Below are 25,282 nucleotides of genomic sequence, written 5' to 3'. Positions count from 1 at the left end.
GTCTTGCGGCATGCCCATGACTTACGAACCCGACATGCCGGACACGCCGCACCTCCTGCTCGTCGAGGACGAACGCTCGATCCGCGAGCCGCTCGCCCAGTATCTCACCAAACAGGGGTTCCGGATCACGCAGGCCGGCGATGCCGAGGGCGCCCGCGCCCGCATGGCCGCCTATGCCATCGATCTGGTGGTGCTCGACATCATGATGCCCGGCGAGGACGGCCTGTCGCTCTGCCGCCACATCCGCGAGAGCAGCGACACGCCGGTGATCCTGCTCACGGCCCGGGGCGAGGAGACCGACCGGATCGTCGGCCTCGAAATGGGTGCGGACGATTATGTCGTGAAGCCCTTTTCCCCGCGCGAGCTCGCGGCTCGCATCAAGGTGGTCCTGCGCCGGCTCCAGGCCGGCGGCATCCGCCAGCACGCGCCCGACGCGGGCAGCTTCGCCTTTGCCGGCTGGGTGCTCAAGACCGGCGAACGCGCCCTGGTCGACCGCGAGGGCGTCTCGGTTCCGCTTTCCACCGGCGAATACAGCCTGCTCCACGCGCTGGTCACCCGCCCGCGCGCGGTGCTGACCCGCGACCAGCTGCTCGACCTGACCCAGGGCCGCGAGGCCGCCGCCTTCGACCGCGCGATCGACAACCAGGTCAGCCGGCTGCGCAAGAAGATCGAACCCGACCCCCGCAACCCGGCGATCATCAAGACCGTCTGGGGCGGCGGCTATACGCTGGCGGCCGAAGTGACCCGGCTTTGATCGGGCGCATCCGCCTCTTTCCCCGCTCGCTTCCCGGCCAGATCGCGCTGCTCGTCGCGGTGGCGCTGTTCGTCGCCCAGGCGATCAATTTCGGCTTCCTCGTCCGCGAGCGCCAGAACGCGCGCTTCGCCCAGGTGATCGTCCCCACCGTCACCCGGCTGATCGACGCCGCCGAGCGGCTCGGCGCGCCGGTGAACCCGCGCCCGGACGCGCCAGGCATGGCCGATCGCCGCGGCGGGCATGACGGGCACGAGGGACGTCGCCAGCTGCGCGGGCGCGTCGATTTCGGCCCGGCCAACCCGATCCCCGCCGAGCTCACCCGCCGCAGCGACATCGAGCGCGACTTTCGCCGCGGGCTTACCGATGGCGGCGTCGCCGTCGGCCAGGTCATCGCCGTGGTCCGCCCGATCGACGGCAGCCGCCCGCTCCTGAAGCGCATGGACCCCGCCCGCGCCGAACGCCTTCGCCGCATGGGCGCCGAGCTGATGGTCGCGGTCGAGCTTCCCGGCAGGGGCTGGCTCTCGCTCAGTTCGGCCTGGCCACGCTCGGAGCGTGCCCTGATCTGGCAGCTGCTGGCGCAGACGCTCATCCTCTATATCGTCGTGCTCCTGCCCGTGCTCTGGGCCGGCCACCGCATCGCCCGTCCGCTGCGCAAGCTCGCCACTGCCGCGCGCGATTTCCATCCCGGCGACGGCGCCCGCCCGGTCGAGGAGAGCGGCCCCAGCGACGTGCGGGCGGTGATCGCCGCCTATAACGCGCTCAGCACCCGCGTGACGGGCATGCTCGACGAGAAGGACCGCATGCTCGGGGCGATCGGGCATGACCTGCGCACGCCGCTCGCCGCGCTGCGCGTCCGCATCGAATCGGTGGAAGACGAGGACGACCGCGCCCGCATGGCCGACACGATCGACGAGATGAACCGCACGCTCGACGACATCCTCAGCCTCGCCAGGCTCGGGCGCCCGAGCGAGCCGCCGACCGATGTCGACCTGTCCGCGCTGATCGACGCAGTGGTCGAGGATTTCCGCGATCTCGGCCGGGACGTGACCTTCGAGGAAGCTCCGCGGCTGCGCATGCACCTGCGCCCCGCGCTGATGCGCCGCGCGGTGCGCAACCTGATCGAGAACGCCGTCAAATATGGCGGTGGCGCCGAGGTCCATCTGCGCCCGGGCGATCAGCGCGTCGCGATCGAAGTCTGCGACCGCGGCCCGGGCATCCCGCCGGAGAAGCTGGAGAAGGTCTTCGATCCCTTCACCCGCCTCGAGGAATCGCGCAACCGCGAGACCGGCGGTGCCGGCCTCGGCCTCGCGCTGGCCCGCGCCATCGTCCGCGACGCGAGCGGCGAGATCAGCCTCGCCAATCGCGAGGGCGGCGGCCTGGTGGCGACGATCACCCTGCCGCGCAGCTGATCCCCGACGGCCTCACCGCCCTCGCGCGCTCATTTCGGAGGCGTCTTGGAATAGGTCGGCCAGCCGCGGACGATCTCGTGCACCACCGGCGCGCCGACGCGATACAGGCCGTCCAGCGCCGGCAGATAGCCGGCAAAGGATTGCGGCCCCTCCCGCACGAGCTGCTCCGACGCGGGCACGCCCCTGGGCGGCATGTCGAAATTGCTCGCCGCGCGGAGCAGCAACACCCGGTCGGGGTCGACCCGCCCTGCCCGGCCCAGCGCCGACAGCGCCACCATCGCCCCGGCATCGTTGGTCTCGGTGGTGCGGAACGTTCCGCGGCCGTCGGTCATGTAGGCGACCCAGCGGCGCGCCCATGCGTCCAGCCGGCCGCCCAGCCAGAAGGTCTCGGACGAAAGCGTCGATCCGATCGCGACTTCCGGCGCCGACCGGGCCCGGGCCTGGTCATATTCCTCCCGAACGGCCCGCATCCCGGCATTGTCCGGAAGCGCGACACGAACGGTCAGCCGATACGCCCAGCGGGCAAGCGACGCGTTGAGCATGGTGACCGTCCGCGCGCGGTTCGTGCGGAACGGGCCGGTCCAGCCGCGAACGTCCTCCGGCGAGCCGGCCGCCACCCGCGGCTCGGGATAGGGCCTGGTCCTGCCGGCGGGGAAATATCCTTCCGGCCAGTCGGCGGGGATCTCGCGGGCATCGATCTCATGGGCGACGTCGCCGTTGACGACGAAATCCGTCCAGATCAAGTCGCCGATGGTTCCCGTCTCCGGCGAAGTGCCCGCAATGCCGTTGATCAGCCAGTAGGAGCGCGAAAGGTCGAAATTCGCATCCAGGCCCAGCGCCATCAGGTTCACGGCGGGGTGCAGGCTGTTGGGCCCGATCTTCATTGCGATGATCGATCCGTCGGCATTGGCCCAAACGGGGTTGAACGCGCCCTTCACCGGCAGCCGCCGCTTGAGGTTCAGGCCCTCGATCCAGTGATGCAGCTCGCCCGGCTTGTCGGCATCGCCCCAATAGCCCTTCTCGCCATAGGCCTTGCTCGTCTCGAAATATCCCAGGATCACCACCTTGGGGTGCAGCACCGCGGCCCCGGCATTCGAAGACAGGACGGCCGATATCAGCGCCGCCGCCATTCCAAGCTTCCTCATCCCGGTCGCACCCCTTCCTGCCTGCTCGTCGCGCGATCATGATAGCGAGGGCCGGGGTTGCAATCGATGGCCCTGCGGCAACCACGGTCGCCGTTTCGCGTTTGCAGCTTCGGGAAACAACCAAGGGAGGATTTGCGAAAATGCGCGCGATGATCGCCATGACGATGCTGGCCCTGGCCGGCTGCACCCAATCGACTTCGACATCCGGACCGGCACCGGAGGTCCGCGGCGGCGGGCTGAGCCCGGTTCCGGCCTTCAACGGCGGCGGCGAAGGCTGGAGCATCGACATCACCTCCACGGGCGGGGGCGCCCATGACGCCAGCCTTGTCTGGGCCAGCGGTTCGCAGCGCGGCGATTTCAAGCTGTTCTATCGCGGCCAGCCGGCGGACGCGCCGAGCACGCTGATCGTCCTGAGCGGCGAGATGCGGGCGGGCGGCGCGCTCCGGCCGGTGATCGTCGAGATCAAGCGCGAGCCCTGCAAGGACGATGCGGGCGCCAGCTTCCTGCACAGCGTATCGGTGACGGCCGAGGGGGTGGTGCCGGGCACCAGCCAGATGCGCGGCTGCGGCCACCTCGCCATGCGCTAGGGGGAGCATCGGCCGCTTCCGTCACGCCAGTCCATACGCGTCCCGAAACGAAAAAGGCCGGGGCTTCCACCCCGGCCTTTCGCATCCAGATCGGTGTAGAAACCCGGCGATCAGCCGACGATCTCTTCCGGCTTGAAGAAGAAATCGATCTCGATCGCGGCATTCTCGTCCGAGTCCGAACCGTGCACCGAGTTCGCCTCGATCGATTCGGCCAGTTCCTTGCGAATGGTGCCGGCATCGGCATTGGCCGGGTTGGTGGCGCCCATGATGTCGCGGTTGCGCTGCACGGCGTTCTCGCCCTCGAGCACCTGCACGACGACCGGGCCCGAGATCATGAACTCGACCAGGTCGTTGAAGAAGGGGCGCTCGCGATGGACGCCGTAGAAGCCCTCGGCCTGCTCGCGGCTCATCTGGATGCGCTTGGAAGCGACGACGCGCAGGCCGGCCTCCTCCAGCATCTTCGTGACCGCACCGGTGAGGTTGCGGCGGGTGGCATCGGGCTTGATGATCGAAAAGGTCCGGTTCGCGGCCATGGCCGTGCGGCTCCTGCTTTTGAAGTTGTGGAAAAGTCGCGGCTCCCTAGTCCCCGGCGGCGCGCGATGCAAGCGCTCCTGCCGAGCCGGGCCGGTCCTGCGGCGCGATGTTCCGTCATTGTTCCTTCCGGAGCCCCTTGAACCGTGAAGATTGCGCGATTGCCCGCGGGCGGTTCCAGGTGTCCGGAATGTCCGGAACTCAGGCCGCCTTTTCCCAGCGCCCCTCTGCGTTCTGCTTCCAATAGTTGCGCTCCACGCCCTCGCGGTCGGCCAGCGCCTTCCAGGCGATGCGCGCCTCGGCGATCCGCTCCTCGTCGAAGAAGTGGAAGGCCCGGTCGAAACCCAGCGCCTCCTCGCGCCACATGCCGTCGGCCAGCGCGACGTTGCGCGCGCCATTGGCCGGGGCACCGGCCTCGGCCGCGATCAGCACCGGCTGGCGGTCGTCGTCGGGCCCGCCGGCCTGGCCATGGGGCAGGAAGCTTTCGGGCGCATAGGTCCAGAGCAGCTGGTCGAGCCGGGCGCGCTGGCTCGCCTCGGCCGCCACGATCAGCAGCCGCCCGCCGCTCTCGATCACCCGTTCGGCGATGCGGGGCAGCGCGCGTTCCAGGGGAAGCTGCGTCAGATGGTAGAAGTCGACCTGCATGGCTCCTGTTAGCGCTTCCGTGCGTTCGGGCCAACGCACGTGACGTTGCGGTGGCGCAACCGCTGCGATAGGGCGGTGGAAGCCGCGTGCACGGGAGTTGAAGCAAAGGTGGGAATCGAAGTGACGCGCAAGGCCTTGCTGCTGTCGGCCGCGCTTGGCCTGTGCCTGGCGGCCGAGGCGCGCGCGCAGACGCAGACCGAGCCGACTCGGGGCGCCCCCACCCCGGCGCCGGCCCCGGCTGCGGCCCCCGACCTGCAGACTCCCGCGGTCGAGCCGCCGCCCCCTTCGCCGACGGCGCTTCCCGAGGGCGAGGACCAGATCCAGTTCACTGCCGACCAGCTCGAATACGACAATGAGCAGGACGTGGTGACCGCCACCGGCGACGTGCGCCTCTATCGCCGCAGCGAGCGGCTGCGCGCCGACAAGGTGGTGTGGAACCGCAAGTCCGGCCAGGTGGTGGCCGAGGGCAATGTCGTCCTGGTCAATCCGCAGGGCGACAGCGCCTATGGCGACAGGATCGAGCTGACCGATACCCTGAAGGACGGCGTCGTCCAGAACATGCTGGTGGTGCTCGACGCGGGCGGCCGCGTCGCCGCCCAGCGCGGCGAGCGCCACGAGGACGGCAGCTTCACCGTTCACAATGCCGCCTACACGCCCTGCGCGGTGAGCGATTCGGAAGGATGCCCCAAGGAGCCGACCTGGAAGGTCACTGCCGACCGCGTGGTCTATGAACCCGACAAGAAGCGGCTGCGCTACACAGGCGCCCGTGTCTCGGTGTTCGGCTTCGCGACGATCCCGCTGCCGGTCTTCTCGCACCCGGTGGGCGGCCAGAGCGCCAGCGGCATCCTGTCGCCCGACCTGCGCTACAACCGCACCAACGGCTTCCAGTTCGCGCTGCCCTATTATCTCAGCTTCGCGCCCAATCGCGACCTGACGATCACGCCGCGTATCTACACCAACGTGCTGCCGGTGCTGCAGGCCGATTATCGCGAGCTGAATTCGCTCGGCGCCTTCCGCCTCAGCGCCTATGGCACCTATAGCCGCCGGGCGGACGATCTGACGGTTCCCGTCACTCCGGCCACCTCGAAGAACGATTTCCGTGGCTATCTCGACGCGGTCGGCAATTTCCAGCTCGATCCGGCCTGGAGCGCCAGCGCCTCGCTGCGCCTGACCACCGACCGCACCTTCCTGCGTCGCTACGATATTTCGCGCGACGATAGGTTGCGTAACAATATTCGCGTGGAACGCATTGATGCGGATAGCTATTTCTCGATCAACGCCTGGGTGGTGCAGACGCTTCGGGTCGGCGACCGCCAGGGCCTGCAGCCCTATGCCCTGCCCGAGATCGACTATCGCCGCCGCATGGACGACGGGCTGGTGGGCGGACGTTTCGAATTCCAGCTCAACACCCTGGCGATCGGCCGGTCGGACGGGCAGGATTCGCAACGCGCCTTCGCCAGCGCCCGCTGGGACCTGCGCCGCCTGACCAACTGGGGCCAGGAAGTGACCCTTACCGCCTATGCCCGGGGCGATCTCTACAACGCGTCGCACACGAACCTGACCAGCGTGGTCAGCTATCGCGGCGAGGATGGCTTCCACACCCGCGGCATCGCCGCCGCGGCGGTGGACGTGAAATGGCCGCTGATCGGCAGCCTGTTCGGCGGCACCCAGCGGATCACGCCCCGCTTCCAGGTCGTCGCCTCGCCCAAGATCGCCAATCTGGAAGTCCCCAACGAAGACGCCCGCGCGGTGGACCTGGAGGATTCGAACCTCTTCGCGCTCAACCGTTTCCCCGGCTATGACCGGTTCGAGGATTCGACCCGCTTCACCTGGGGCATGGACTACGCGCTCTACCTGCCAGGCTTCTCGATCGACGCGAATATCGGCCAGAGCTACCGCATCTCGTCGCGCCCCACGCTGTTCCCCGACGGGACGGGACTGACCGACCGGGTGTCCGACATCGTCGGCCGCACGGTGATCCGCTTCCGCGACTTCGTCAGCTTCACGCACCGCTACCGGCTCGACAAGGACAACCTCGCCTTCCGCCGCAACGAAGTCGACATGACGCTCGGCTCGCGGGCGACTTATGTCCAGCTCGGCTATCTGCGCCTCAACCGCAACATCAACGCGTCGCTGGAGGACCTGCAGGACCGCGAGGAACTGCGGCTCGGCGCCCGCGTCCAGATCGCGCGCTTCTGGTCGATCTCGGGCTCGACGCTGGTCGATCTCACGGATCGCAAGGAAGACCCGACTTCGCTCGCCGACGGGTTCGAGCCGGTGCGCCACCGCGTCGGCATCACCTATGAGGATGATTGCCTCAGGCTGGGCTTCACCTGGAAGCGCGACTATGCCACCACCGGCGATGCGTCGCGCGGCAATTCCTATCTGTTCACGCTGGCGTTCAAGAATCTCGGGCGCTAGGCTCGGCGACAGAGGGGAACCGCCGGTAAGCCTAAGTTCAGGCACAATTGGCCAGTAAGCGCCACGCTTCCGGCAGATTTGAGGGTACGGATTCACGTGAACATTGGTGTTACCAAGGCGATCCGCGCAGGTCGCTCGTCCGTTCTGGCGCTCGCGATCTCCAGCCTGGCATCCGCCGCCATGGCGCAGACCGCCCCGCACGCGCCGGCACCGGCGCCGCCGACACAGGAAGATCAGGAAGCGGCGCTCGCCGCCCAGCTCGATCTTCCCCGCGATCTCAAGCTGTTCGGCAAGGCCGATCCGAACGTCCGCAAACCCACGGCGATCGTGAACGACACGGTGCTGACCGGCACCGACGTCGATCAGCGGCTCAACCTGATCATCGCGCTCAACAAGCTCAACCTGAAGCCGGAAGAGCGCGATCAGTATCGCATGATGATCCTGCGCCAGCTGATCGACGAGACGCTGCAGATCCAGGAAGCCAAGGCCAATGAGATCACCGTCGACTCCAAGGAGATCGACCAGAGCTTCGCTTCGGTTGCCCGCCGTCTCCAGAAGACGCCGGAGCAGATGCGCGCATTCCTGCGCCAGGCCGGCGCTTCGGAGCGCACGATGCGCAAGCAGGTCGAGGGCGAAGTCGCCTGGAGCCGCCTGCTGCGCCGCAAGGTGGACATCAACGTGAGCGACGAGGAGGCCAAGGCCATTCTCGACCGCCTCAAGGCCGCGCAGGGCAGCGAGGAATATCACGTCTACGAAATCTACATGAACGCGACCGACGACCGTAAGCAGGAAGTCTATGCGGGCATGCAGCGCATCATCCAGCAGATGAAGGAAGGCGCGCCGTTCGACTATCTCGCCAAGACCTATTCGGAGAGCTCGACCAAGGGCCAGGGCGGCGATCTCGGCTGGGTCCGCCTCGCCCCGGGCATCCTGCCGGACGAGATGGCCAAGGCCGTCGAAGAAATGCAGCCCGGCCAGGTCGCCGGCCCGATCCCGCTCACCACGGGTTTCTCGGTCGTCTATCTCGCCGACAAGCGCAAGGTAGGCATGGCCGACCCGCGCGGTGCCAAGCTCTCGCTGCGCCAGATCACCATCAACTTCCCCAAGGGCACGAACGAGGCGCAGGCCACGGCGCGTGCCGGCCAGTTCGCCGCGGCGACCCAGGCGATCAAGGGCTGCGGCGATGCGTCCAACGTCGCTGCCGCGCAGAACGCCGAAGTGGTGGAGAAGGACGGCGTGGTGATCGGCGACCTGCCGCCCGCGCTCCAGCAGATCATCCTGCCGCTGCAGGTGGGCCAGGTAACCCAGCCCTTCGGCACGATCGAGGATGGCGTCCGCGTCCTCGTGGTGTGCGGCCGCGACGATCCGCCGCCCCCGGGCCTTCCCTCGATCGAGCAGATCCAGGACGGCGAATCCGACAAGCGGACCAATCTGCGTGCGCAGCGCATGCTCCGCGATCTGCGGCGCGACGCGCTCATCGAATATCGCTGAAGTGACCCGGCCGCTCGCCATATCGATGGGCGATTCGGCCGGAATCGGCCCCGAGATCACAGCCAAGGCATGGAAGGCGCGGGAGCTCCACTCGCTCGCGCCCTTCTTTGCCATCGGCTGTCCCGCCGCCGTCGAACGCGTGTGGGACGGTCCGGTCGCCCGCATCAACAATCCGGACGAAGCAGCGGGCGTCTTCGGGGACGCGCTTCCGGTGCTTGCGGTAAGCGACACCTGCGAAGTCACCCCGGGCAGCCCCGACGAGGCCAGCGCGAAGGCGGCGCTCCAGTCGCTCGAACTGGCGGTGGGCCTCGCCAATGCCGGCGCGGCCGGCGGCGTGGTGACCGGCCCGGTATCGAAGGTCCAGCTCTACAAGATCGGCTTCACGCATCCCGGCCAGACCGAATTCGTCGCCGAACGTTGCGGCATCGCGCCCGAGAACGCCGTGATGATGCTTGCCGGCCCCACGCTGCGAGTGGTGCCGATCACGGTACACGAGCCGCTGGCCCGGGTGCCCGAACTGCTCACCATCGACCTGGTGCTCACCAAGGCGCGCGTCACCGCACGCGGGCTGCTGCGCAATTTCGGCATCGAGCGCCCCCGGCTCGCCTTTGCCGGCCTCAACCCCCATGCCGGCGAAAGCGGGGAGATCGGGCGCGAGGAGATCGACGTGCTCCAGCCCGCCATCGCCCGGCTGCGCGAGGAAGGCATCGACGCGATCGGACCCTTCGCCGCCGATGCGATGTTCCATGCGCGTGCCCGGGCCGGCTATGATGCCGCGCTCTGCCCGACGCACGACCAGGCGCTGATCCCGATCAAGACGCTGCACTTCGACGAAGGCGTGAACATCACCCTCGGCCTGCCCATCGTCCGCACCTCGCCCGACCATGGTACCGCCTTCGGCATCGCCGGCACCGACGCTGCCAATCCCGGGGCGATGATCGCCGCAATCAAGATGGCTGCCAGCGCCACGCAGCGCCGGGCCGAAGCCGCGGCGTGACCGAGCTTCCGCCTCTCCGGGAAGTCATCGGCAAATATGGTCTCAGCGCGAGCAAGGCGCTGGGCCAGAATTTCCTGTTCGACCACCAGCTCCTTGCCCGCATCGCCAAGGTGCCGGGCAGGCTCGAAGGCGCCGAAGTGTTCGAGGTCGGCCCCGGCCCCGGCGGCCTCACGCGCGCGCTGCTCCAGGGCGGGGCCAGCGTCACCGCGGTGGAACGGGACCGGCGTTGCATTCCCGCGCTGGAGGAACTCGACACCTATTTTCCGGGCAAGCTCCGCGTCATCGAAGGCGATGCGCTGGAAGTGGACGCGCCTGCGCTGTTCCAGGGCAAGCCCCATGTCGTCGCCAACCTGCCCTATAATGTCGGCACGGCGCTGCTTGTGGGCTGGCTCTCGGCCGAATGGGCGCCCTGGTGGGCCAGCCTGACGCTGATGTTCCAGAAGGAAGTCGCCGAGCGGATCGTCGCCGGCCCCGGCACCGAACATTATGGCCGGCTGGCGGTACTCGCCCAGTGGCGCTCCACTCCGAAGATCGCGATGAACGTCCACCGCTCGGCCTTCACCCCGCCGCCCAAGGTGATGTCGGCCGTCGTCCACATCGTCCCCGGCGCGTCGCCGGAGGGCGTGCGGCTGAAGACGCTGGAGACGCTCACCGCCGCCGCCTTCGGCCAGCGCCGCAAGATGCTGCGCCAGAGCCTGAAGGGCGTGCCCGGCGCGCTGGCGGCGATGGAGTCGCTGGGCATCGATTCAAGCCGCCGCGCCGAGACGGTGACCGTCGCTGAATTCGTCGCGCTGGCCCGTATCCTGGGTTGAACCCCTCAAGGAGCGGGCGGCACCGGCACGGCCCGCCGGGGCAACCCGACAGGCGAAATCCTATATTGCAGGCCGGATCGGGGCCTGGGCAAGCGGGATCAGGGCTTGGCCGTCGGCGTGGCGCTCGGCGCCGGCACGGGCTCGGCCTGGGCGGTGGTGACCGGCGGCCCCTTGGCGATCGCCGCCGAGAGCTGAGTCGCGTCGGCACATGCCTTGGCGCAAAGCTTCTCGATCTTGGCCAGATTCTCCTTGGCGCGCTCCATCGCACCCTTGGCGACCATCGCCTCGCCCTGGCCGCGCAGCGCCGCGGTATCGTTCGGCTCGAGGCTCAGCGCCTCGCGATAGAGCCGGATCGCCTTGCCCGGCAGGCTGTTCTTGCGGGCGATCTCGGCGAGGACGAGATAGGCTTCGCGATTGCGTGGATCCACCGCCAAGGCGCTCTCCAGCGCATCGCCCGCGCCGTCGACATTGCCGGCTGCCAGCGCCGCGCGGCCCTGCCTGACGAGTTCCATCGAACGCGGATCGATCTGGTTGTCTGCACGCTGCGCCATCAGCGAGGTGGAAACCGACAGCAGCAGCAACGCACCGGCCGCCCCAATCGCAGTGAAACGCATCACATTCTCCGAAATCTGCCCCGTCGCTATCATGGCCGGCGCATCCTCGCGACAAAAAAGCCATCGGTCGAGTCCGCAAGCGGGGTGAAGCGCAGTCCCGGGCCATGCGGCGTGCCGGCGCCGAGCGACAGCGGCTGGGCGCTCCAGCCCGGATGCCGGTCGAGGAACGCCTGGGCCTGACCCGCACCTTCCGCATCGAGCAGCGAGCAGACGACGTGCACGAGCACGCCGCCGGGGCGCACAAGATCGGCGCCGATATCGAGCAGCGCGGCCTGAGTCGCGACATAACGGTCCAGGCGCTGCGGCGTAAGCCGCCAGCGCGCCTCGGGATTGCGACGCCAAGTGCCGGTGCCGGAGCAAGGCGCATCGATCAGCACCGCATCCGCACGGCCGGCCTGGTCGGCGAGCATCGCTGCCTCCTGGTTCGGGTTGAGGAGGCGTGTCTCGGCAATAGACACCCCCGCCCGCTCGGCACGGGGCATCAGCCGCGAAAGCCGCGGGCGATCGATATCGCAGGCGAGGATCGAACCATGGTTCGCCATCGCTGCGGCCAGTGCGAGGGTCTTGCCGCCGCCGCCGGCACACAGGTCGATGACGTGCTGCCCGCGCTCCACCCCCGCCGCCAGGCTGACGAACTGGCTGCCGGCGTCCTGCACTTCGAGCCGGCCCTCCTTATAGGCGGGCAGCTGCTCGACAGCCGCATCCGACGGCACCCGCAGGCCGGCGGACAAGCACGGCAGCGGCACGGCGCCGGGGATCTCGGCCTGGATCGCCGCCGGGTCGGCCTTGAGCGTGTTGACGCGGATATCGAGCGGCGCGCGCTCGAGCAGCGCCGCCTGCTCATCGGCATCCAGGCCGGACAGGGCGAAAGCCTCGGCCAGCCAGGCCGGCAGCACGCCCGCCGCGGCGACGGGTTCATCGGGCGCGATCGACGTGGGACCATAGGGCGATCCGTCGAACAGTGCAGCCAGCTCGGGCTGGCGCCGGACCAGCGCCAGCATGGCGGCGCGGCCGCTCTCCGGGCGCTCGCCGAGCATGCGGATCGCGTCATAGACCAGCGCGCGGATGGCCCGACGATCCTTGGAGCCGGCATAGCGGCGTTCGCCGAACCAGCGGGCGATGATCGTATCGGCCGATCCACCCTGATCGCGGGCGGCGGCGATGATCTTGTCGAGCAGGTCGATGGCAGCCTGGAGCCGTGCCGCGGGGTTCACGCCATCAAACTCGCCGAACGGGTGCACGAGCGAACGGAAATGGGAAAAATCGTGCCACGCATCTTTCCCGCACAAGCAGAACATTTCCTGTTTTGACAGCGAAATCTCGACAATCCGCCCCTATCCGGCCAGGGACGCGGGCATCCTCCGATCGTAAGGGCAAGCATATGGCATTCACGGCGAAGATCCTGCTCCTCGGCTCGGGCGAGCTTGGCCGCGAATTCGCGATCTCCGCCAAGCGGCTGGGCGCCCAGGTGATCGCGTGCGATGCCTATGCGGGTGCACCCGCGATGCAGGTGGCGGACGATTTCGAAGTGTTCCCGATGCTCGACGGCGCGCTGCTGCGCGCGGCGGTGGAGAAGCACCGGCCGGACTATGTCGTGCCCGAAGTGGAGGCGATCCGCACCGAAGTGCTCGCCGAGCTGGAGGCGGAGGGCTTCGCCATCGTCCCCTCCGCTCGCGCGACAATGATGACGATGAACCGCGACGGCATCCGCGAGGTCGCCGCCGTGGAGCTGGGCCTGCGCACGTCCCGATACCGGTACGCCGAAAGCCTGGAAGAAGTGCTGGCCGGGGCCGGGCACACCGGACTGCCCTGCGTGATCAAGCCGGTCATGTCCTCTTCGGGCAAGGGCCAGAGCACGGTGCGCGAGGCGGGTGCGCTGGAAGCGGCCTGGGACTATGCCGTGGCCAATATGCGCGGCGACCGCAAGCGCGTGATCGTCGAGGAGTTCGTCGACTTCGACTATGAGATCACGCTGCTGACGATCCGCACGCGCGCCGGCGTGCTCTTCTGCCCGCCGATCGGCCACCGCCAGGAGCGCGGCGACTATCAGGAGAGCTGGCAACCCGCCGCCATGTCGGCCTCCGCCATCGCAGATGCGCAGGACATGGCCCGCAAGGTCGTCGACGATCTGGGCGGCTATGGCATCTTCGGCGTGGAGTTCTTCGTGAAGGGCGAAGAGGTGATCTTCTCCGAACTGTCGCCCCGCCCCCATGACACCGGCATGGTGACCTTGATCTCGCAGAACCTAAGCGAGTTCGACCTGCACGCACGGGCGGTGATGGGCCTGCCGATCCCGTCGATCGCGCTGCGCGGACCTTCGGCAAGCGCCGTGATCCTGGCGGACCGGGCTTCGGAGGCGCTTTCCTATGCGGGGCTGGCCGAGGCGCTGGCCGTGCCGGGCGGCGAGGTGGACGTGCGCATCTTCGGCAAGCCGAATTCGCGACCCTATCGGCGAATGGGCGTGGCGCTCGCCCTGGCAAGCGATACCGATACGGCGCGACGGGTGGCGGCCGAGGCTGCAGGCGCGGTGCGGATCGGCTATGGGGACTGAGCGGGCAGCCCGCTCCTGCCTCCCCCTCCTATCGCCGCGCGCGAACCTGCGCGGCGGACAACCGGGCCGCTTGCGAAGGGCGGTGCCGAATGCGCTGGCTTTCCTGATCGGCACGGGCCCGGCGGGCCGGCCGGCGCGTTGACGGTGACGATGCGGGACAGGGAGCTGGCGCGATGCGGGTCCACGAACAGTCAAGGGGATATCACCGGGGTGCAAGGGACTATGCCGCCGGCCGGCCGGGCTATCCGCCCGAAGCGCTCGCCTGGCTGCGCGAGGTTCTGCACATCGGCCCGGGCCGCCGGGTGCTCGAGGTTGGTGCCGGCACCGGAAAGTTCATCCCGGTGCTGCGGGAAGCCGGCGGAGACATCGTCGCCGTCGAGCCGATCGCCGAGATGCGGGAGCAGTTGGTCCGCGCCCATCCCGACGTGGAGGCGCTGGCCGGAACCGCCGAGGCGATCCCGCTTCCCGATGCCTCGGTCGATGCCATGGTCTGCGCGCAGGCCTTCCACTGGTTTGCCACGCCCGCGGCACTGGCGGAAATGCACCGGGTGCTGGTGCCGGGAGGGATGCTCGGCCTGATCTGGAACGGCCGCGACGAGGCGGTGCCCTGGGTCGCGGCGCTTTCCGAAATCACCAACCGCCATGAAGGCGACACCCCGCGCTATCGCACCGGCGCATGGCGCAGCGTCTTCCCCGCGCCCGGTTTCGAACCGGTCGACGAGCGCCATGTCCGCAACGCCCATATCGGCACCGCCGAGCAGGTGGTGCTCAGGCGCACGCTTTCGGTGAGTTTCATCGCCGGGCTTCCCGCGGAACAACGCGACGAGGTCGAGCGCGACATCCGGGCGTTCATCGCCCGAACGCCCGAACTGGCCGGCGGGGGCGAGATCGCCTTTCCCTACGAGACAAGCATGTACGCCTATCGCAGGCGCTGACGCCATGCCCGTTCAGTGCGCCGCTCCGAACCGCTCCACCAGCCTCGCCGCCGCCGCCAGCGCCGCCAGCGCCACCGCGGCCCCGATGATCATATCCGACAGATAGTGCGTCCCCTCGATCGGAGTCGCCAGCAGCATCGCGAGGGTGAGAAGGATCAGCGGCCAGCGCAGGCGGCCGCAGCGCCAGGCAGCGGCGATGTAGAGAACGCCGGAGGCGGTATGGAAGCTCGGCGCCGAGACCAGGCCGCGCAGCTCGTCAAGGTTGACCAGCCCGACCTGGTGGGCGCGCAACGCCGGGATCAGCTGCTCCTGCCATATCGCGCTGGTCGGCATATAGGGGATCGGACCCTTCCAGAGATATGTCAAAGGGCCGACGGCGGGCATCAGCAGGTAGAGGCTCAGCGTGATCAGCGCGGCCAGCCAGAAGCCGGCAAGGAAGCGGTGCGCCTCGCGCCGCTCGCCTCGAATCGCGAAGGCCGCGAGGAGCACGGCCGGAATCAAATAGATGCACTGATAGGCAGCCACGCCGAGCCGCTGGAGGCTGGGGCGGGCGGCCACCGTCTCGTACCAGGCAAGCCAGTGGAAGTGCAGCGCCTCGTCGATCCGCTGGAGCGGGGCATCGGCAAAGCCCTGCGACAACGCGGCCAGGGGATAGGAGCTCACCGCACCGGTCAGCGCCATCGCCGTGAACAGGCCGAAATAGTCCGCGCTATCGGATGCCGGTTTCGCCCAGCGGAAGCCGGTTCTGGCAAGCGCGGGTCGAACCGCGAAGGTGAGCGCGAGCCCGACGAGATAGGGCGCATTGCCTGGCCGCAGCAGGTCCACCCGGAGTTCCGCCTTCCACAGCAGCACGGCACAGATCGCCACGCTCAGCCCGAGCGCACCCCACAACTGCATCGTGGAGAAGCCGGCCGATGGGGATGGACGATGCTCCGAAACGGGGTTGGCGGGAATCTCGGGCGCTGCACTGAGCGGGCGAAAAGGGGCGTAGCCCGGCAGCAGTCGGGCGCGATCGAAACTTGGCACTATCCCGATGGATAGCGAATTACCAAGCGCACGCAATCACTTCGGCCGAGCCGACCTACCCACCCGTCTTAGATCGGGAACCGTCGCTCAGCGGGTCGGGTAGTTCGGCGCTTCCCGCGTGATCGTCACGTCATGGACATGGCTCTCGCGCAGGCCCGCATTGGTGATCCGCACGAAGCGCGCCTTCCGCTGGAATTCGGGGATCGTGCCCGCGCCGACATAGCCCATCGAGGCCTTCACGCCGCCGACCAGCTGGTGGATCACGTCGCGCGCCGGGCCCTTGTACGGCACCTGGCCCTCGATGCCTTCGGGAACGAGCTTGAGCTGGTCCTTCACGTCCTGCTGGAAATAGCGATCGGCCGAGCCCCGCGCCATCGCGCCGACCGAGCCCATGCCGCGATAGGATTTGTAGGCACGGCCCTGATACAGGAACGTTTCGCCGGGCGCTTCCTCGGTGCCCGCCAGCAGCGAGCCGATCATCGCGCTCGAGGCGCCGGCGGCAATCGCCTTGGCGACGTCGCCCGAGGTGCGGATGCCGCCATCGGCGACCACCGGCACGTCGTGCTTCGCAGCTTCGTTGGCGGCATCCATCACCGCCGTGAGCTGCGGCACGCCGACACCGGCGACCACGCGGGTCGTGCAGATCGAGCCCGGCCCGATGCCGACCTTCACGCCGTCCGCGCCGGCGTGGATCAACGCCTTGGCCGCTTCGGCGGTGGCGATGTTGCCCGCGATCACCTGGACCCGGTTGGACAGCTTCTTCACGCGCTCGACGGCGCGCGATACGTCCTTGTTGTGGCCGTGCGCGGTGTCGATCACGATCAGGTCGACCTCGGCATCGACCAGCGCCTCGGTGCGTGCGAAGCCCTTGTCGCCCACGGTCGAGGCCGCGGCGACGCACAGGCGGCCGGCAGCATCCTTGGTGGCGGCGGGATAGTTCACCGCCTTCTCGATGTCCTTCACCGTGATCAGGCCGACGCAGCGATAGGCGTCGTCCACCACCAGCAGCTTCTCGATCCGGCGGGAATGGAGCAGGCGGCGCGCCTCTTCCTGGGCAACCCCGGCACGAACGGTGACGAGGTTCTCATGCGTCATCAGTTCGGAAACGAGCTGGTCGGGACGCTCGGCGAAGCGGACGTCCCGATTGGTGAGGATGCCGGCGAGCCTGCCGCTCGCCTCGACCACCGGCACGCCGCTGATCTTGTGCTGCGCCATCAGCGCGCGGGCCTCGGCCAGCGTGCCGTTGGGGGCGATGGTGATCGGATTGACGACCATGCCGCTCTCGAAACGCTTCACCGCGCGAACCGCCTCCACCTGCTCCTCGATGTCGAGATTGCGATGGAGCACGCCGATCCCGCCCAGCTGGGCCATCACGATCGCCATATCGGCTTCGGTGACGGTATCCATCGCCGAGGAGAGGATCGGAATGTTGAGCGAAAGGCCGCGGGTCACCCGTGTGCGGGTATCGGCCATGCTCGGCAGGACTTCGGATTCTCCCGGATAGAGGAGAACGTCATCGAAGGTGAGGCCGAGGGGGATGTCCATGGGGTGCGCCAATGTCCTGATTCGGAAGTTGGCGGCCCATGTAACCGCGAGGGTCGGAAAGCGCTAGGGGGTCGGCATCATGCGGCGTCATGCACAACAGGGCCTGCTCGATCGCGATCTGCTGGCGGAGGCTGCGGACAAGCGCCGTGGAGGCGCGGCAATAGGCCGGCCAGTCCTCCGCGATCTCGCGCAGGCCCCAGGCGCCGACATGCATCGTATATTCGATGCTCGTGTCGATGTTCGACTGGCGCAGCGCCGCGAATTGCTGGGCGATGACGCCGCCGGCCTGGCGCTCGCGTGCCAGGCAAAGCGCGTCGACCGTGTTGCGGCGCTCGCCGTTGACCCTGGAGATATAGAGGCGGACGCGCGACAGCCGCAGCTGATCGAGCTCGGGCTGGGCGAGGAGCGACTCGATCTCGTCGAGCGCCGCGAGCAGGTCACGATGCAATATGGGCAGGCCGGGCATAAGGTCATCATAGAGGCTCTCCGCCCAACCCGGCCGGCTTCAGGCTCCGAAATGTTCCGTAGTGGTCCGATCGGCGGCGCGCTCGAGCAGGGCCCGTGCCTGGTCGACATGCATCGCCTCGATCATCCGCCCCTCATACCGCTCGGCCCCTCCCGTCGCCGCCGCGATCAGCGCGCGGGCATCGGCGATCTCGGCCTCGCTCGGACCGAAGGCGCGGGCGGCGATGGCAAGCTGGCCGGGATGGATCAGCGACTTGCCGTCGAAGCCCAGCGCCCTCCCCTCGCGGCACTCCGCCGCCAGGCCCTCGGCATCGTCGAGCCGATTGAACACGCCGTCCAGCGCCCAGACCCTGCCGGCGCGGGCAGCGAGGACGATCGTCTGCAACGCGACCGACATCTGCGCGCGGCCGCTCGACGGCGGCAGGCGGAGCGTGGCGGCAAGGTCGTTGGTACCGGCGATCAGGCCGGCCACGCCCGGTACCGCGGCGATCGCGGCGGCGGCGAGCACACCGAGCGGAGTCTCGATCATCGCCAGCAGCGGCTTGCCGAGCGCACGCGCCACCTGGGCGACCTCGGCGGCCCCCTCGGCCTTGGGCAGTACTGCGAAATCGGCGGCGGACGACGCCACGGCGGCGACATCTTCCGGATACTCGCCCGATCCGATTCCGTTCAGGCGGATCGCGGCGAGCCGCGAGCCGAACCCTTCGGCCACCGCCGCCACCGCGGCGAGGCGGGCCTGTGCCTTGTCCGCGTCCTTCACCGCGTCTTCCAGATCGAGGATCACGAGGTCGGCGGGAAGCTCCCGTGCCTTCTCGATCGCGCGCGGGTTCGATGCCGGAAGGAACAGGGCGGTGCGCGGTGCGAGACGGGCTGTGATCATACCCCTTCTCTATGCTAGCAAGGAGCGGATTGGCGAGGGCCACATTCTTCTGGGCCGCGTTCTTTCGGGCCAGGTTCTTTTGGGGGAGTCGGAATGCTCGTACTCAATGTCTTTCTGGGCGCGGTGGCGGCGGTGGTCGTGCTCTATCTCTTCTCCAGCGTCACGATCGTCCGCCAGGGCTATCAGTACACGATCGAGCATTTCGGCCGCTTCACCACGGTCGCGACGCCGGGCTTCAACTTCTATCCGGCCTTTTTCTACCGGGTCGGCCGGCGCGTGAACATGATGGAGCAGGTGATCGACATTCCCGGCCAGGAGATCATCACCAAGGACAATGCGATGATCTCCACCGACGGCGTGGTGTTCTTCCAGGTCCTCGACGCGGCCAAGGCGGCCTATGAGGTGTCGGACCTCTATATCGCCCTCCTCCAGCTCACCACGACCAACCTGCGCACCGTGATGGGCTCGATGGACCTGGACGAGACGCTGTCGAAGCGCGACGAGATCAACGCGCGGCTGCTCTCGGTGGTGGATCATGCGACGACGCCCTGGGGCGTCAAGATCACGCGCGTCGAGATCAAGGACATCCGCCCGCCCGCCGACATCGTCAACGCGATGGGCCGCCAGATGAAGGCCGAGCGCGAGAAGCGCGCCAACATCCTGGAGGCCGAGGGCACCCGCGCCTCGGAAATCCTGCGCGCCGAGGGCCAGAAACAGTCCAAGATCCTCGAGGCCGAGGGCCGGCGCGAAGCGGCCTTCCGCGACGCCGAGGCGCGCGAGCGCTCGGCCGAGGCCGAGGCCAAGGCGACCCAGCTCGTCTCGGACGCGATCGAGGCGGGCTCGAGCCAGTCGCTCAACTACTTCATCGCGCAGAAATATGTGGAAGCCGTGGGCAAGTTCGCCACTTCGCCCAATGCCAAGACCATCCTGTTCCCGGTCGAAGCGACGCAGCTGATCGGCACGCTGGGCGGCATCGGCGAGCTGGCGCGCGACGCGCTGGGCGGCAGCGGCAATGGCGGCGCGCCGCGTCCGCCCGCGCCGCCGGCACCGTCGCGCCCGCGGCCGTTCGGACCCCAGGAGAGTTGAGATGAACTTCGACCAACTGCTCGCCGTGCCGGGTCTGGCCTGGCTGATCCTCGCCGCGCTGCTCGCCATCGCCGAGCTGCTCGTGCCGGGCGTCTTCCTGGTCTTCATCGCTGCGGGAGCTGCGGTGACCGGCATCGTCACCCTGCTCGTACCGGCGTTCGACCTGGTGTTCGAGGTGTTCCTGTTCGCGGGAGCCTCGGCAGCGGCCGTGGCGGTCGGGCGGCGCTGGTATCGCACCAATCCGGTGCCGAGCGAGGATCCGCTGCTCAACGACCGCGTCGCCCGGCTGATCGGCCAGGTGGTCACCGTGGTCGAGCCCATCGTCGCCGGCCAGGGCCGGGTGAAGGTGGGTGACGGCGAATGGCTCGCCAACGGCCCGGATACCCCGGCCGGCGCGCATGTCCGCATCACCGGCGCGCGGAGCGGTTCGCTCGACGTCGAGCCGGCCTGAAGATTTTCGTTTCGAGGAATTCCGAATGAACACCACTCGCCGCCAGTTGCTGCTTGGCGCAGGCTCGACGCTCGCGTTCGCCGGCGCGCCCGCCGGGGCCCGTGCCCTGCTGGCCGACAATGACGCGCCGGCCCAGGCGCTGATCGACAGGATCGCCGAGCAGATGCTGCGCGATTATCCCGAGACGGCAACCACGCTGGGCGTCGACAAGGACAAGCGGGCGAACCTGAAGCACCAGTTGACGGACCGCTCGGTCAAGGGCCAGGCGAAGATCGCGGCGAACCTGAGAAAGGGGCTGGCCGACCTGGCCAAGCTCGACATGAACGCGCTGAGCCCGGCGATGCGGACCCATGTCGACGTGATCCAGGCGAGCTTCTCCAACGCACTCAAGGGCTTCGCCTTCGGCTATGGTGACGTGGCCACGGGCAGCTGGCGCAACACCCCCTATGTGGTGGTGCAGAATGTCGGCGCGTTCCTCGACTTGCCGCGCATGCTCGACAGCGATCACCAGATTGCGACGCCCGAAGACGGCGAGGCCTATCTCGACCGGCTGGAAAGCTATGCCGAGCAGGTGGACGGCGAAACCGAACGGCTGAAGCGCGCGGCGGCCAGAGGCGTGATCGCGCCCGACTTCCTGCTCGACAAGTGCCTGAAGCAGATCAGGCTGGCCCGTAGCGGCGATCCCGCCGGCTGGGGCGTAGTCACCTCGGTCGCCAATCGCACCGCTGGCATGGATGGCGATTTCGGCGAGCGGGCCTGGCTGCTCGCCAGGGACAAGCTCGCGCCCGCGCTCGACCGGCAGATCGCCGAGCTGCAGAAGCACCGCGCCCGCGCGACCGGCGATGCCGGCGTGTGGAAGTTCAAGGACGGGGACGCCTATTATGCCTGGGCACTGAGCGCGGGCACCACGACGACGATGACGCCGGACGAAGTCCACCGGATGGGCATCGAGCAATTGGCGAAGATCCAGTCCGAGATGGACGCCATCCTGAAGAAGCAGGGCTATTCGCAGGGTTCGGTCGGCGCACGGATGGAGGCGCTGGCCAGGGATCCGCGCTTCGCCTTCCCCGAGGGCGATCCGGGTCGCGCCGAGATCCTCAAATTCCTCAACGAGCGCGTCGCGGATATCCGCAGCCGCATGCCCCAGGCCTTCCACACGCTGGTGAAGGGCAATGTCGAGGTGAAGCGGCTGCCGCCCGAGGAGGAGCCCGGCGCGCCCGGCGCCTATGGCGGTGCGGGCTCGATCGACGGGACGATCCCGGGCAAATTCTGGATCAACCTGCGCACCACCAGCCTGCACACGCGCTTCAGCCTGCCCGATCTCGCCTATCACGAGGCCATCCCGGGCCATGTCTGGCAAGGCGAATATGCCAACAGGATGCCGCTGATCCGCTCGATCCTGGCCTTCAACGCCTATTCGGAAGGCTGGGCGCTCTATGCCGAGCAGCTGGCCGACGAGCTGGGCGTCTATGCCGAGAATCCGGCGGAGAAGCTCGGCTACCTCCAGTCGCTCGGCTTCCGGGCCTGCCGGCTGGTCGTCGATACCGGCCTCCACGCCAAGCGCTGGACGCGGCAACAGGCGATCGACTGGTTCGTCACCGCCAACGGCTCCTCGGTGGAGGAAGTCTCGGGCGAGGTCGATCGCTATTGCTCCTGGCCGGGCCAGGCATGCGGCTACAAGGTGGGGCATAGCGAGATCAATCGCCTGCGCGACCATGCCAGGGCGGCGCTGGGCGAGCGCTACGACTTCCGCGCGTTCAACGATGCGGTGGTGCTGGGCGGCAATGTGCCGATGACCGTGCTGGGGCATGTGATCGATCGGCACATCGCCGAGCGGAAGGGCTGATGCGCGCCATCGTTCGCGCCCGTGCCGCGCTGATCCGCATGTATCGCGGCAGCTGATGGTCTGGCGCCCAGGCCACGCGGCCGTCGCGGCGCTGCTGCTCGCGATCGAGGTGGCGATCGCGCTCTACGCCCGCGATCGCTTCATCCGGCCGTATCTGGGCGACGTGCTGGCGGTGATCCTGGTCCATTGCGGGCTGCGCGCGGTGCTGCCTATCCGGCCCCTGCCCGCCGCGGCCACGGCGTTCGGGATCGGCGCGCTGATCGAACTCGGCCAGGCGATCCACATCCTCGACCTGCTCGGAATACGCACCATCCGGATCGTCGCGGTGGTGCTCGGCGGGAGCTTCGAATGGCTCGACTTCCTCGCCTATGCCGCCGGCGCAGGAATCGCGCTGGCAGTTGATCGAAGAGTATTGCACAACTAGTACAGCCGGCGAACCACAAGAGGTCGGGAACGGTGGCGTTGCGGCGGGCGCGGCATGAATTCTGGGGCGACGGTCCCGCCTATCGCGCGATCGGCGGCTTCACCTATCACCGCCTTGCCGCCACGGCGCCCGAGCACGAGGTCGAGACGCACACGCATGACGAGGCGCATTTCGTGCTCGTCCTCTCCGGCGGATACAAGTCCTCGGCCAGGGATGCGCCGCCGGTATCGCGCACGCCGCTGCTGGTGTTCAACCCGCCCGGCACGACGCACCGCGACCGGTTCCACGAAGGCCAGGGCAGCTTCCTCGCCATCTCGGGCGGATATGAACGCGGCGAAGGTCCGGCGGTGCGGGTGCTCGATCCCTATGCGATCTGGACGGCGCATGCCGTCGCGGCGCAGTTCGACCGGGCGGCCCCCACTCCCCTCGCCTTTGACGGGCGCGCGCACCAGCTGGTCGCCAGCGTGCAGCCGCTCGCGTCCGACGAGGCGCGACGTGCCGCCAGGCCGCCTTCCTGGTTGCGCCGGGTGTTCGAGATGAGCTTCACCGCGGACGACCCGGAACTATGCGTCGCCGACCTTGCCCGCGAGGCGGGGGTCCACCCGGTGCACCTCGCCCGCGTCTTTCGCCGCTATCTCCATTGCACGCCGGGCGAATTGCTGCGCGGGCGGCGGCTGGAACGGGCGGCAGCGATGCTGGGGGGCGGCACCGCCTCGCTGGCCGAAGTGGCCTGTGCCGCCGGCTTCGTCGACCAGGCGCATCTGAGCCACGCCTTTCGCGAAGCCTTTCGCGCAACGCCGGCGCGCTGGCGGCGGGAAGTTGCGCGGATACAAGACGGTGGCGTGCCGGCGGCGCAAAGCGGCTGACGCAACCGATGAAAGGGTTTCGATGCGTTCCGTCCTTCTCTCCGTCCTGTTGGCCTCGGCAATGACCCTCCCCGCTCCTCTCGCCGCGCAGGATGCGAAACAGGATATCACCGGGCTCTGGGCGGCGAAGAAGCGCTTCGGCCCGGATGTGCGCGGCACGCTCACCCTGGTCCGGGAAGCGTCGGGCTGGCGCGCCGAGATCGCCGGACGCAAGGCGGCGGTGACGCAGGCGGGCGACACGCTGCGCTTCGCGCTGGCGGGCGAACTGGGCGGCTTTCGCGGGCGAATCGAAGGCAACCGCATCCGCGGCCATTGGATCCAGCCCCGGAGCGTCACCGGCGGGATGCGCTATGCGACTCCGGTGGTGCTCGCCGCCGCCGGCCCGTCGCTATGGCGCGGCGAGGTGCGGCCGCTCGACGAGAGCTTCACGCTCTACCTGAAGATCGACCGCGAGGCGGACGGGCGGCTCGGCGTGTTCCTGCGCAATCCGGACCGCAACATCGGGCGCAATGTTGACCTCAGGCATATCGAGCTGAAGGACGGCCATGTGCGGCTGCTCGGCAAGCCCGGCGGCGCAACCGAGGAAGTGGAGATCGCCACCGGCAACTTCGATGCCGGCAACCGACTGCTCTCGATCGCCATTCCCGGGCGCGGCAACAGCTATGATTTCGAGCCGGCGGGGGCGCTGAGCGATTTCTATCCCCGCCCCGGACTCACGGCGCCCTATGCCTATCGCCCGCCGCTGCCGAAGCAGGACGGCTGGCCGGTGTCCACGCTGGCGGCGGAGGGGATCGACCGCACGGCGATCGAGCGTTTCGTCCAGATGCTGATCGACCAGCCGATCGACTCGGTTCACGCTCAGGATATCCATGCCGTGCTGATCGCCCGGCACGGGAAGCTGGTGCTGGAGGAGTATCTCCACGGCACGGACGGCGACGCCCTGCACGACACGCGCTCGGCGGCGAAGAGCCTCACCTCCGTGCTGGTCGGCGCGGCAATGCAGCAGGGCACGCGGATCGGGCCGGAAACGCCGGTCTATGCGACGATGGAGAAGACGCTCCCCGCCGATCTCGATCCGCGCAAGCGGGCGATGACGCTGGGCGACCTGCTCGGCATGGCATCGGGCTTCCACTGCGACGATCGCGACCCCAAGGCGCCGGGCAACGAGGACGTGATGCAGGATCAGGAGGCCCAGCCCGACTGGTATCGCTATGCGCTCGATCTGCCGATGGTCGCGCCACCGGGGGCGAGCCGCGTCTATTGCAGCACCAATCCCAACCTTGCCGGCGGCGTGCTGGCACGGGTTACCGGCGAGCCGCTGGAGCAGAGTTTCGACCGGCTGATCGCCCGGCCGATGCAGTTCGGGCCCTATGCCCTCAACCTGCAGCCGACCGGCGAGCCCTATATGGGCGGCGGCGCGCAGTTCCGGCCGCGCGATTTCATGAAGCTGGGCCAGCTGATGCTCGACGGCGGCACCTGGCAGGGCAAGCGCATCCTGAGCGCCGACTGGGCGCGACGCTCCACCGCGCCGAGCGGCGAGCTGCGCGGGCTGCACTATGGCTATCTCTGGTGGGGGATCGACTTTCCCTGGCAGCGCGGAAAGCTGCCGGCCTTCTTCGCGGCTGGCAATGGCGGCCAGGTGGTGATGGTCGTGCCGAAGCTCGACCTCGTGGTGGCGATCTTCGGCGGCAATTACGGGGACAAGGTGACGTACGTGCCCCAGGAGAAATACGTGCCGGACCATATCCTGCCGGCGATACGCTGAAACGCGAGGCTCGCCCGGCCACCCGCCGGGCGAGCC

The 25,282-nt window shown here is 68.5% G+C and carries 24 protein-coding genes; 15 read left to right on the top strand and 9 right to left on the bottom strand.

Going from position 1 to position 25,282, the window contains the following annotated elements:
- The first annotated feature begins 34 nt into the window (after positions 1–34).
- The gene (locus FHR20_RS07005; RefSeq protein ID WP_167299412.1) at positions 35–754 is read left to right on the top strand and encodes a response regulator; all 720 of its coding nucleotides are present in this window, start codon (positions 35–37) and stop codon (positions 752–754) included.
- Positions 751–2,163 (top strand): sensor histidine kinase, encoded by a 1,413-nt coding sequence (locus FHR20_RS07000; protein WP_208413431.1) that lies wholly within the window; start codon positions 751–753, stop codon positions 2,161–2,163. Before FHR20_RS07005 ends, FHR20_RS07000 begins: the two co-directional genes overlap by 4 nt.
- A gap of 29 nt (positions 2,164–2,192) precedes the next feature.
- Here FHR20_RS07000 and FHR20_RS06995 read toward each other — a convergent pair whose 3' ends face one another.
- The gene (locus tag FHR20_RS06995) at positions 2,193–3,308 is read right to left on the bottom strand and encodes a purine-nucleoside phosphorylase (RefSeq protein ID WP_167298822.1); all 1,116 of its coding nucleotides are present in this window, start codon (positions 3,306–3,308) and stop codon (positions 2,193–2,195) included.
- Between the two features lie 140 nt (positions 3,309–3,448).
- Here FHR20_RS06995 and FHR20_RS06990 point away from each other — a divergent pair, with 140 nt between their 5' ends.
- Positions 3,449–3,895: a hypothetical protein gene (locus FHR20_RS06990; protein WP_167298821.1), complete on the top strand. Its 447-nt coding sequence runs from the start codon at positions 3,449–3,451 to the stop codon at positions 3,893–3,895.
- 110 nt (positions 3,896–4,005) lie between these two features.
- On the opposite strand, the gene ndk is transcribed toward FHR20_RS06990, so the two are convergent.
- A complete protein-coding gene (ndk, locus tag FHR20_RS06985) occupies positions 4,006–4,428 on the bottom strand; it encodes a nucleoside-diphosphate kinase (RefSeq protein ID WP_086129591.1) in 423 nt (140 codons plus the stop codon).
- Positions 4,429–4,627: 199 nt separating this feature from the next.
- On the bottom strand, positions 4,628–5,071 hold the full coding sequence (locus tag FHR20_RS06980) for a DNA polymerase III subunit chi (protein ID WP_167298820.1): 444 nt from the start codon (positions 5,069–5,071) through the stop codon (positions 4,628–4,630).
- Positions 5,072–5,191: 120 nt separating this feature from the next.
- Between FHR20_RS06980 and FHR20_RS06975 the strand changes: the two genes are divergently transcribed.
- The 4 genes from FHR20_RS06975 to rsmA all read left to right on the top strand — a co-directional run bounded on the left by FHR20_RS06975 (position 5,192) and on the right by rsmA (position 10,792).
- Positions 5,192–7,492: an LPS-assembly protein LptD gene (locus FHR20_RS06975; protein WP_341786417.1), complete on the top strand. Its 2,301-nt coding sequence runs from the start codon at positions 5,192–5,194 to the stop codon at positions 7,490–7,492.
- Positions 7,493–7,588: 96 nt separating this feature from the next.
- Positions 7,589–8,983: a peptidylprolyl isomerase gene (locus FHR20_RS22815; RefSeq protein WP_341786416.1), complete on the top strand. Its 1,395-nt coding sequence runs from the start codon at positions 7,589–7,591 to the stop codon at positions 8,981–8,983.
- Position 8,984: 1 nt separating this feature from the next.
- Positions 8,985–9,980 carry a 4-hydroxythreonine-4-phosphate dehydrogenase PdxA gene (gene pdxA, locus FHR20_RS06970; protein WP_341786415.1) on the top strand — a complete coding sequence of 332 codons (996 nt, stop codon included), beginning with the start codon at positions 8,985–8,987 and terminating at the stop codon, positions 9,978–9,980.
- Entirely contained in the window at positions 9,977–10,792 is an 816-nt protein-coding gene (rsmA, locus tag FHR20_RS06965; RefSeq protein ID WP_167298817.1) for a 16S rRNA (adenine(1518)-N(6)/adenine(1519)-N(6))-dimethyltransferase RsmA, read from the top strand. The genes pdxA and rsmA overlap by 4 nt, the downstream gene beginning before the upstream one ends.
- Positions 10,793–10,890: 98 nt before the next feature.
- Here the strand turns inward: rsmA and FHR20_RS06960 are convergent, their stop codons facing one another.
- Complete coding sequence (locus tag FHR20_RS06960) at positions 10,891–11,406, bottom strand: tetratricopeptide repeat protein (RefSeq protein ID WP_208413430.1); 516 nt, start codon at positions 11,404–11,406, stop codon at positions 10,891–10,893.
- Positions 11,407–11,435: 29 nt separating this feature from the next.
- Positions 11,436–12,620, bottom strand: coding sequence for an SAM-dependent methyltransferase (locus tag FHR20_RS06955; protein ID WP_167298816.1), 1,185 nt, complete (start codon positions 12,618–12,620; stop codon positions 11,436–11,438).
- A 167-nt stretch (positions 12,621–12,787) separates the two neighbouring features.
- Here FHR20_RS06955 and purT point away from each other — a divergent pair, with 167 nt between their 5' ends.
- Together purT and FHR20_RS06945 are read left to right on the top strand one after the other, a co-directional pair.
- Positions 12,788–13,957, top strand: a complete 1,170-nt coding sequence (gene purT / locus FHR20_RS06950; RefSeq protein WP_167298815.1) for a formate-dependent phosphoribosylglycinamide formyltransferase — start codon at positions 12,788–12,790, stop codon at positions 13,955–13,957.
- 173 nt (positions 13,958–14,130) lie between these two features.
- Positions 14,131–14,892 carry a class I SAM-dependent methyltransferase gene (locus tag FHR20_RS06945; protein WP_167298814.1) on the top strand — a complete coding sequence of 254 codons (762 nt, stop codon included), beginning with the start codon at positions 14,131–14,133 and terminating at the stop codon, positions 14,890–14,892.
- Between the two features lie 12 nt (positions 14,893–14,904).
- Here FHR20_RS06945 and FHR20_RS06940 read toward each other — a convergent pair whose 3' ends face one another.
- From FHR20_RS06940 to FHR20_RS06925, 4 genes are all read right to left on the bottom strand, one after another.
- Positions 14,905–15,789 (bottom strand): phosphatase PAP2 family protein, encoded by an 885-nt coding sequence (locus tag FHR20_RS06940; RefSeq protein ID WP_167298813.1) that lies wholly within the window; start codon positions 15,787–15,789, stop codon positions 14,905–14,907.
- Positions 15,790–16,005: 216 nt separating this feature from the next.
- On the bottom strand, positions 16,006–17,463 hold the full coding sequence (gene guaB / locus FHR20_RS06935) for an IMP dehydrogenase (RefSeq protein ID WP_167298812.1): 1,458 nt from the start codon (positions 17,461–17,463) through the stop codon (positions 16,006–16,008).
- Complete coding sequence (locus FHR20_RS06930; RefSeq protein ID WP_167298811.1) at positions 17,432–17,929, bottom strand: hypothetical protein; 498 nt, start codon at positions 17,927–17,929, stop codon at positions 17,432–17,434. Before FHR20_RS06930 ends, guaB begins: the two co-directional genes overlap by 32 nt.
- Before the next feature lie 39 nt (positions 17,930–17,968).
- The gene (locus FHR20_RS06925; protein ID WP_208413428.1) at positions 17,969–18,808 is read right to left on the bottom strand and encodes an HpcH/HpaI aldolase/citrate lyase family protein; all 840 of its coding nucleotides are present in this window, start codon (positions 18,806–18,808) and stop codon (positions 17,969–17,971) included.
- Positions 18,809–18,901: 93 nt separating this feature from the next.
- Here FHR20_RS06925 and FHR20_RS06920 point away from each other — a divergent pair, with 93 nt between their 5' ends.
- The 6 genes from FHR20_RS06920 to FHR20_RS06895 are packed head-to-tail and all read left to right on the top strand — an operon-like array spanning position 18,902 to position 25,246.
- On the top strand, positions 18,902–19,894 hold the full coding sequence (locus FHR20_RS06920; protein ID WP_167298810.1) for an SPFH domain-containing protein: 993 nt from the start codon (positions 18,902–18,904) through the stop codon (positions 19,892–19,894).
- 1 nt (position 19,895) lies between these two features.
- Entirely contained in the window at positions 19,896–20,345 is a 450-nt protein-coding gene (locus FHR20_RS06915; protein ID WP_167298809.1) for an NfeD family protein, read from the top strand.
- A gap of 25 nt (positions 20,346–20,370) precedes the next feature.
- Positions 20,371–22,191 carry a DUF885 domain-containing protein gene (locus FHR20_RS06910; protein ID WP_167298808.1) on the top strand — a complete coding sequence of 607 codons (1,821 nt, stop codon included), beginning with the start codon at positions 20,371–20,373 and terminating at the stop codon, positions 22,189–22,191.
- A gap of 55 nt (positions 22,192–22,246) precedes the next feature.
- Entirely contained in the window at positions 22,247–22,615 is a 369-nt protein-coding gene (locus tag FHR20_RS06905; protein ID WP_167298807.1) for a ribosomal maturation YjgA family protein, read from the top strand.
- Positions 22,616–22,647: 32 nt separating this feature from the next.
- Positions 22,648–23,481, top strand: a complete 834-nt coding sequence (locus FHR20_RS06900) for a helix-turn-helix domain-containing protein (RefSeq protein ID WP_167298806.1) — start codon at positions 22,648–22,650, stop codon at positions 23,479–23,481.
- 22 nt (positions 23,482–23,503) lie between these two features.
- Positions 23,504–25,246: a serine hydrolase domain-containing protein gene (locus FHR20_RS06895; RefSeq protein ID WP_167298805.1), complete on the top strand. Its 1,743-nt coding sequence runs from the start codon at positions 23,504–23,506 to the stop codon at positions 25,244–25,246.
- Positions 25,247–25,282: the final 36 nt, after the last annotated feature.

Origin of the sequence: Sphingomonas leidyi (assembly GCF_011761945.1) — a bacterium.
GTDB classification, from domain to species: Bacteria; Pseudomonadota; Alphaproteobacteria; order Sphingomonadales; family Sphingomonadaceae; genus Sphingomonas; species Sphingomonas leidyi.
This window is presented reverse-complemented; position numbering and strand designations above follow the sequence as displayed.

Bases quoted from the DNA above. Each gene is read 5' to 3' on its own strand.
- FHR20_RS07005 (WP_167299412.1), top strand. From the start codon at position 35: ATGCCGGACACGCCGCACCTCCTGCTCGTCGAGGACGAACGCTCGATC.
- FHR20_RS06995 (WP_167298822.1), bottom strand. From the start codon at position 3,308: ATGAGGAAGCTTGGAATGGCGGCGGCGCTGATATCGGCCGTCCTGTCT.
- FHR20_RS06990 (WP_167298821.1), top strand. From the start codon at position 3,449: ATGCGCGCGATGATCGCCATGACGATGCTGGCCCTGGCCGGCTGCACC.
- ndk (WP_086129591.1), bottom strand. From the start codon at position 4,428: ATGGCCGCGAACCGGACCTTTTCGATCATCAAGCCCGATGCCACCCGC.
- FHR20_RS06980 (WP_167298820.1), bottom strand. From the start codon at position 5,071: ATGCAGGTCGACTTCTACCATCTGACGCAGCTTCCCCTGGAACGCGCG.
- FHR20_RS06960 (WP_208413430.1), bottom strand. From the start codon at position 11,406: ATGCGTTTCACTGCGATTGGGGCGGCCGGTGCGTTGCTGCTGCTGTCG.
- purT (WP_167298815.1), top strand. From the start codon at position 12,788: ATGGCATTCACGGCGAAGATCCTGCTCCTCGGCTCGGGCGAGCTTGGC.
- FHR20_RS06945 (WP_167298814.1), top strand. From the start codon at position 14,131: ATGCGGGTCCACGAACAGTCAAGGGGATATCACCGGGGTGCAAGGGAC.
- FHR20_RS06940 (WP_167298813.1), bottom strand. From the start codon at position 15,789: ATGCAGTTGTGGGGTGCGCTCGGGCTGAGCGTGGCGATCTGTGCCGTG.
- guaB (WP_167298812.1), bottom strand. From the start codon at position 17,463: ATGGACATCCCCCTCGGCCTCACCTTCGATGACGTTCTCCTCTATCCG.
- FHR20_RS06930 (WP_167298811.1), bottom strand. From the start codon at position 17,929: ATGCCCGGCCTGCCCATATTGCATCGTGACCTGCTCGCGGCGCTCGAC.
- FHR20_RS06925 (WP_208413428.1), bottom strand. From the start codon at position 18,808: ATGATCACAGCCCGTCTCGCACCGCGCACCGCCCTGTTCCTTCCGGCA.
- FHR20_RS06920 (WP_167298810.1), top strand. From the start codon at position 18,902: ATGCTCGTACTCAATGTCTTTCTGGGCGCGGTGGCGGCGGTGGTCGTG.
- FHR20_RS06915 (WP_167298809.1), top strand. From the start codon at position 19,896: ATGAACTTCGACCAACTGCTCGCCGTGCCGGGTCTGGCCTGGCTGATC.
- FHR20_RS06910 (WP_167298808.1), top strand. From the start codon at position 20,371: ATGAACACCACTCGCCGCCAGTTGCTGCTTGGCGCAGGCTCGACGCTC.
- FHR20_RS06905 (WP_167298807.1), top strand. From the start codon at position 22,247: ATGGTCTGGCGCCCAGGCCACGCGGCCGTCGCGGCGCTGCTGCTCGCG.
- FHR20_RS06895 (WP_167298805.1), top strand. From the start codon at position 23,504: ATGCGTTCCGTCCTTCTCTCCGTCCTGTTGGCCTCGGCAATGACCCTC.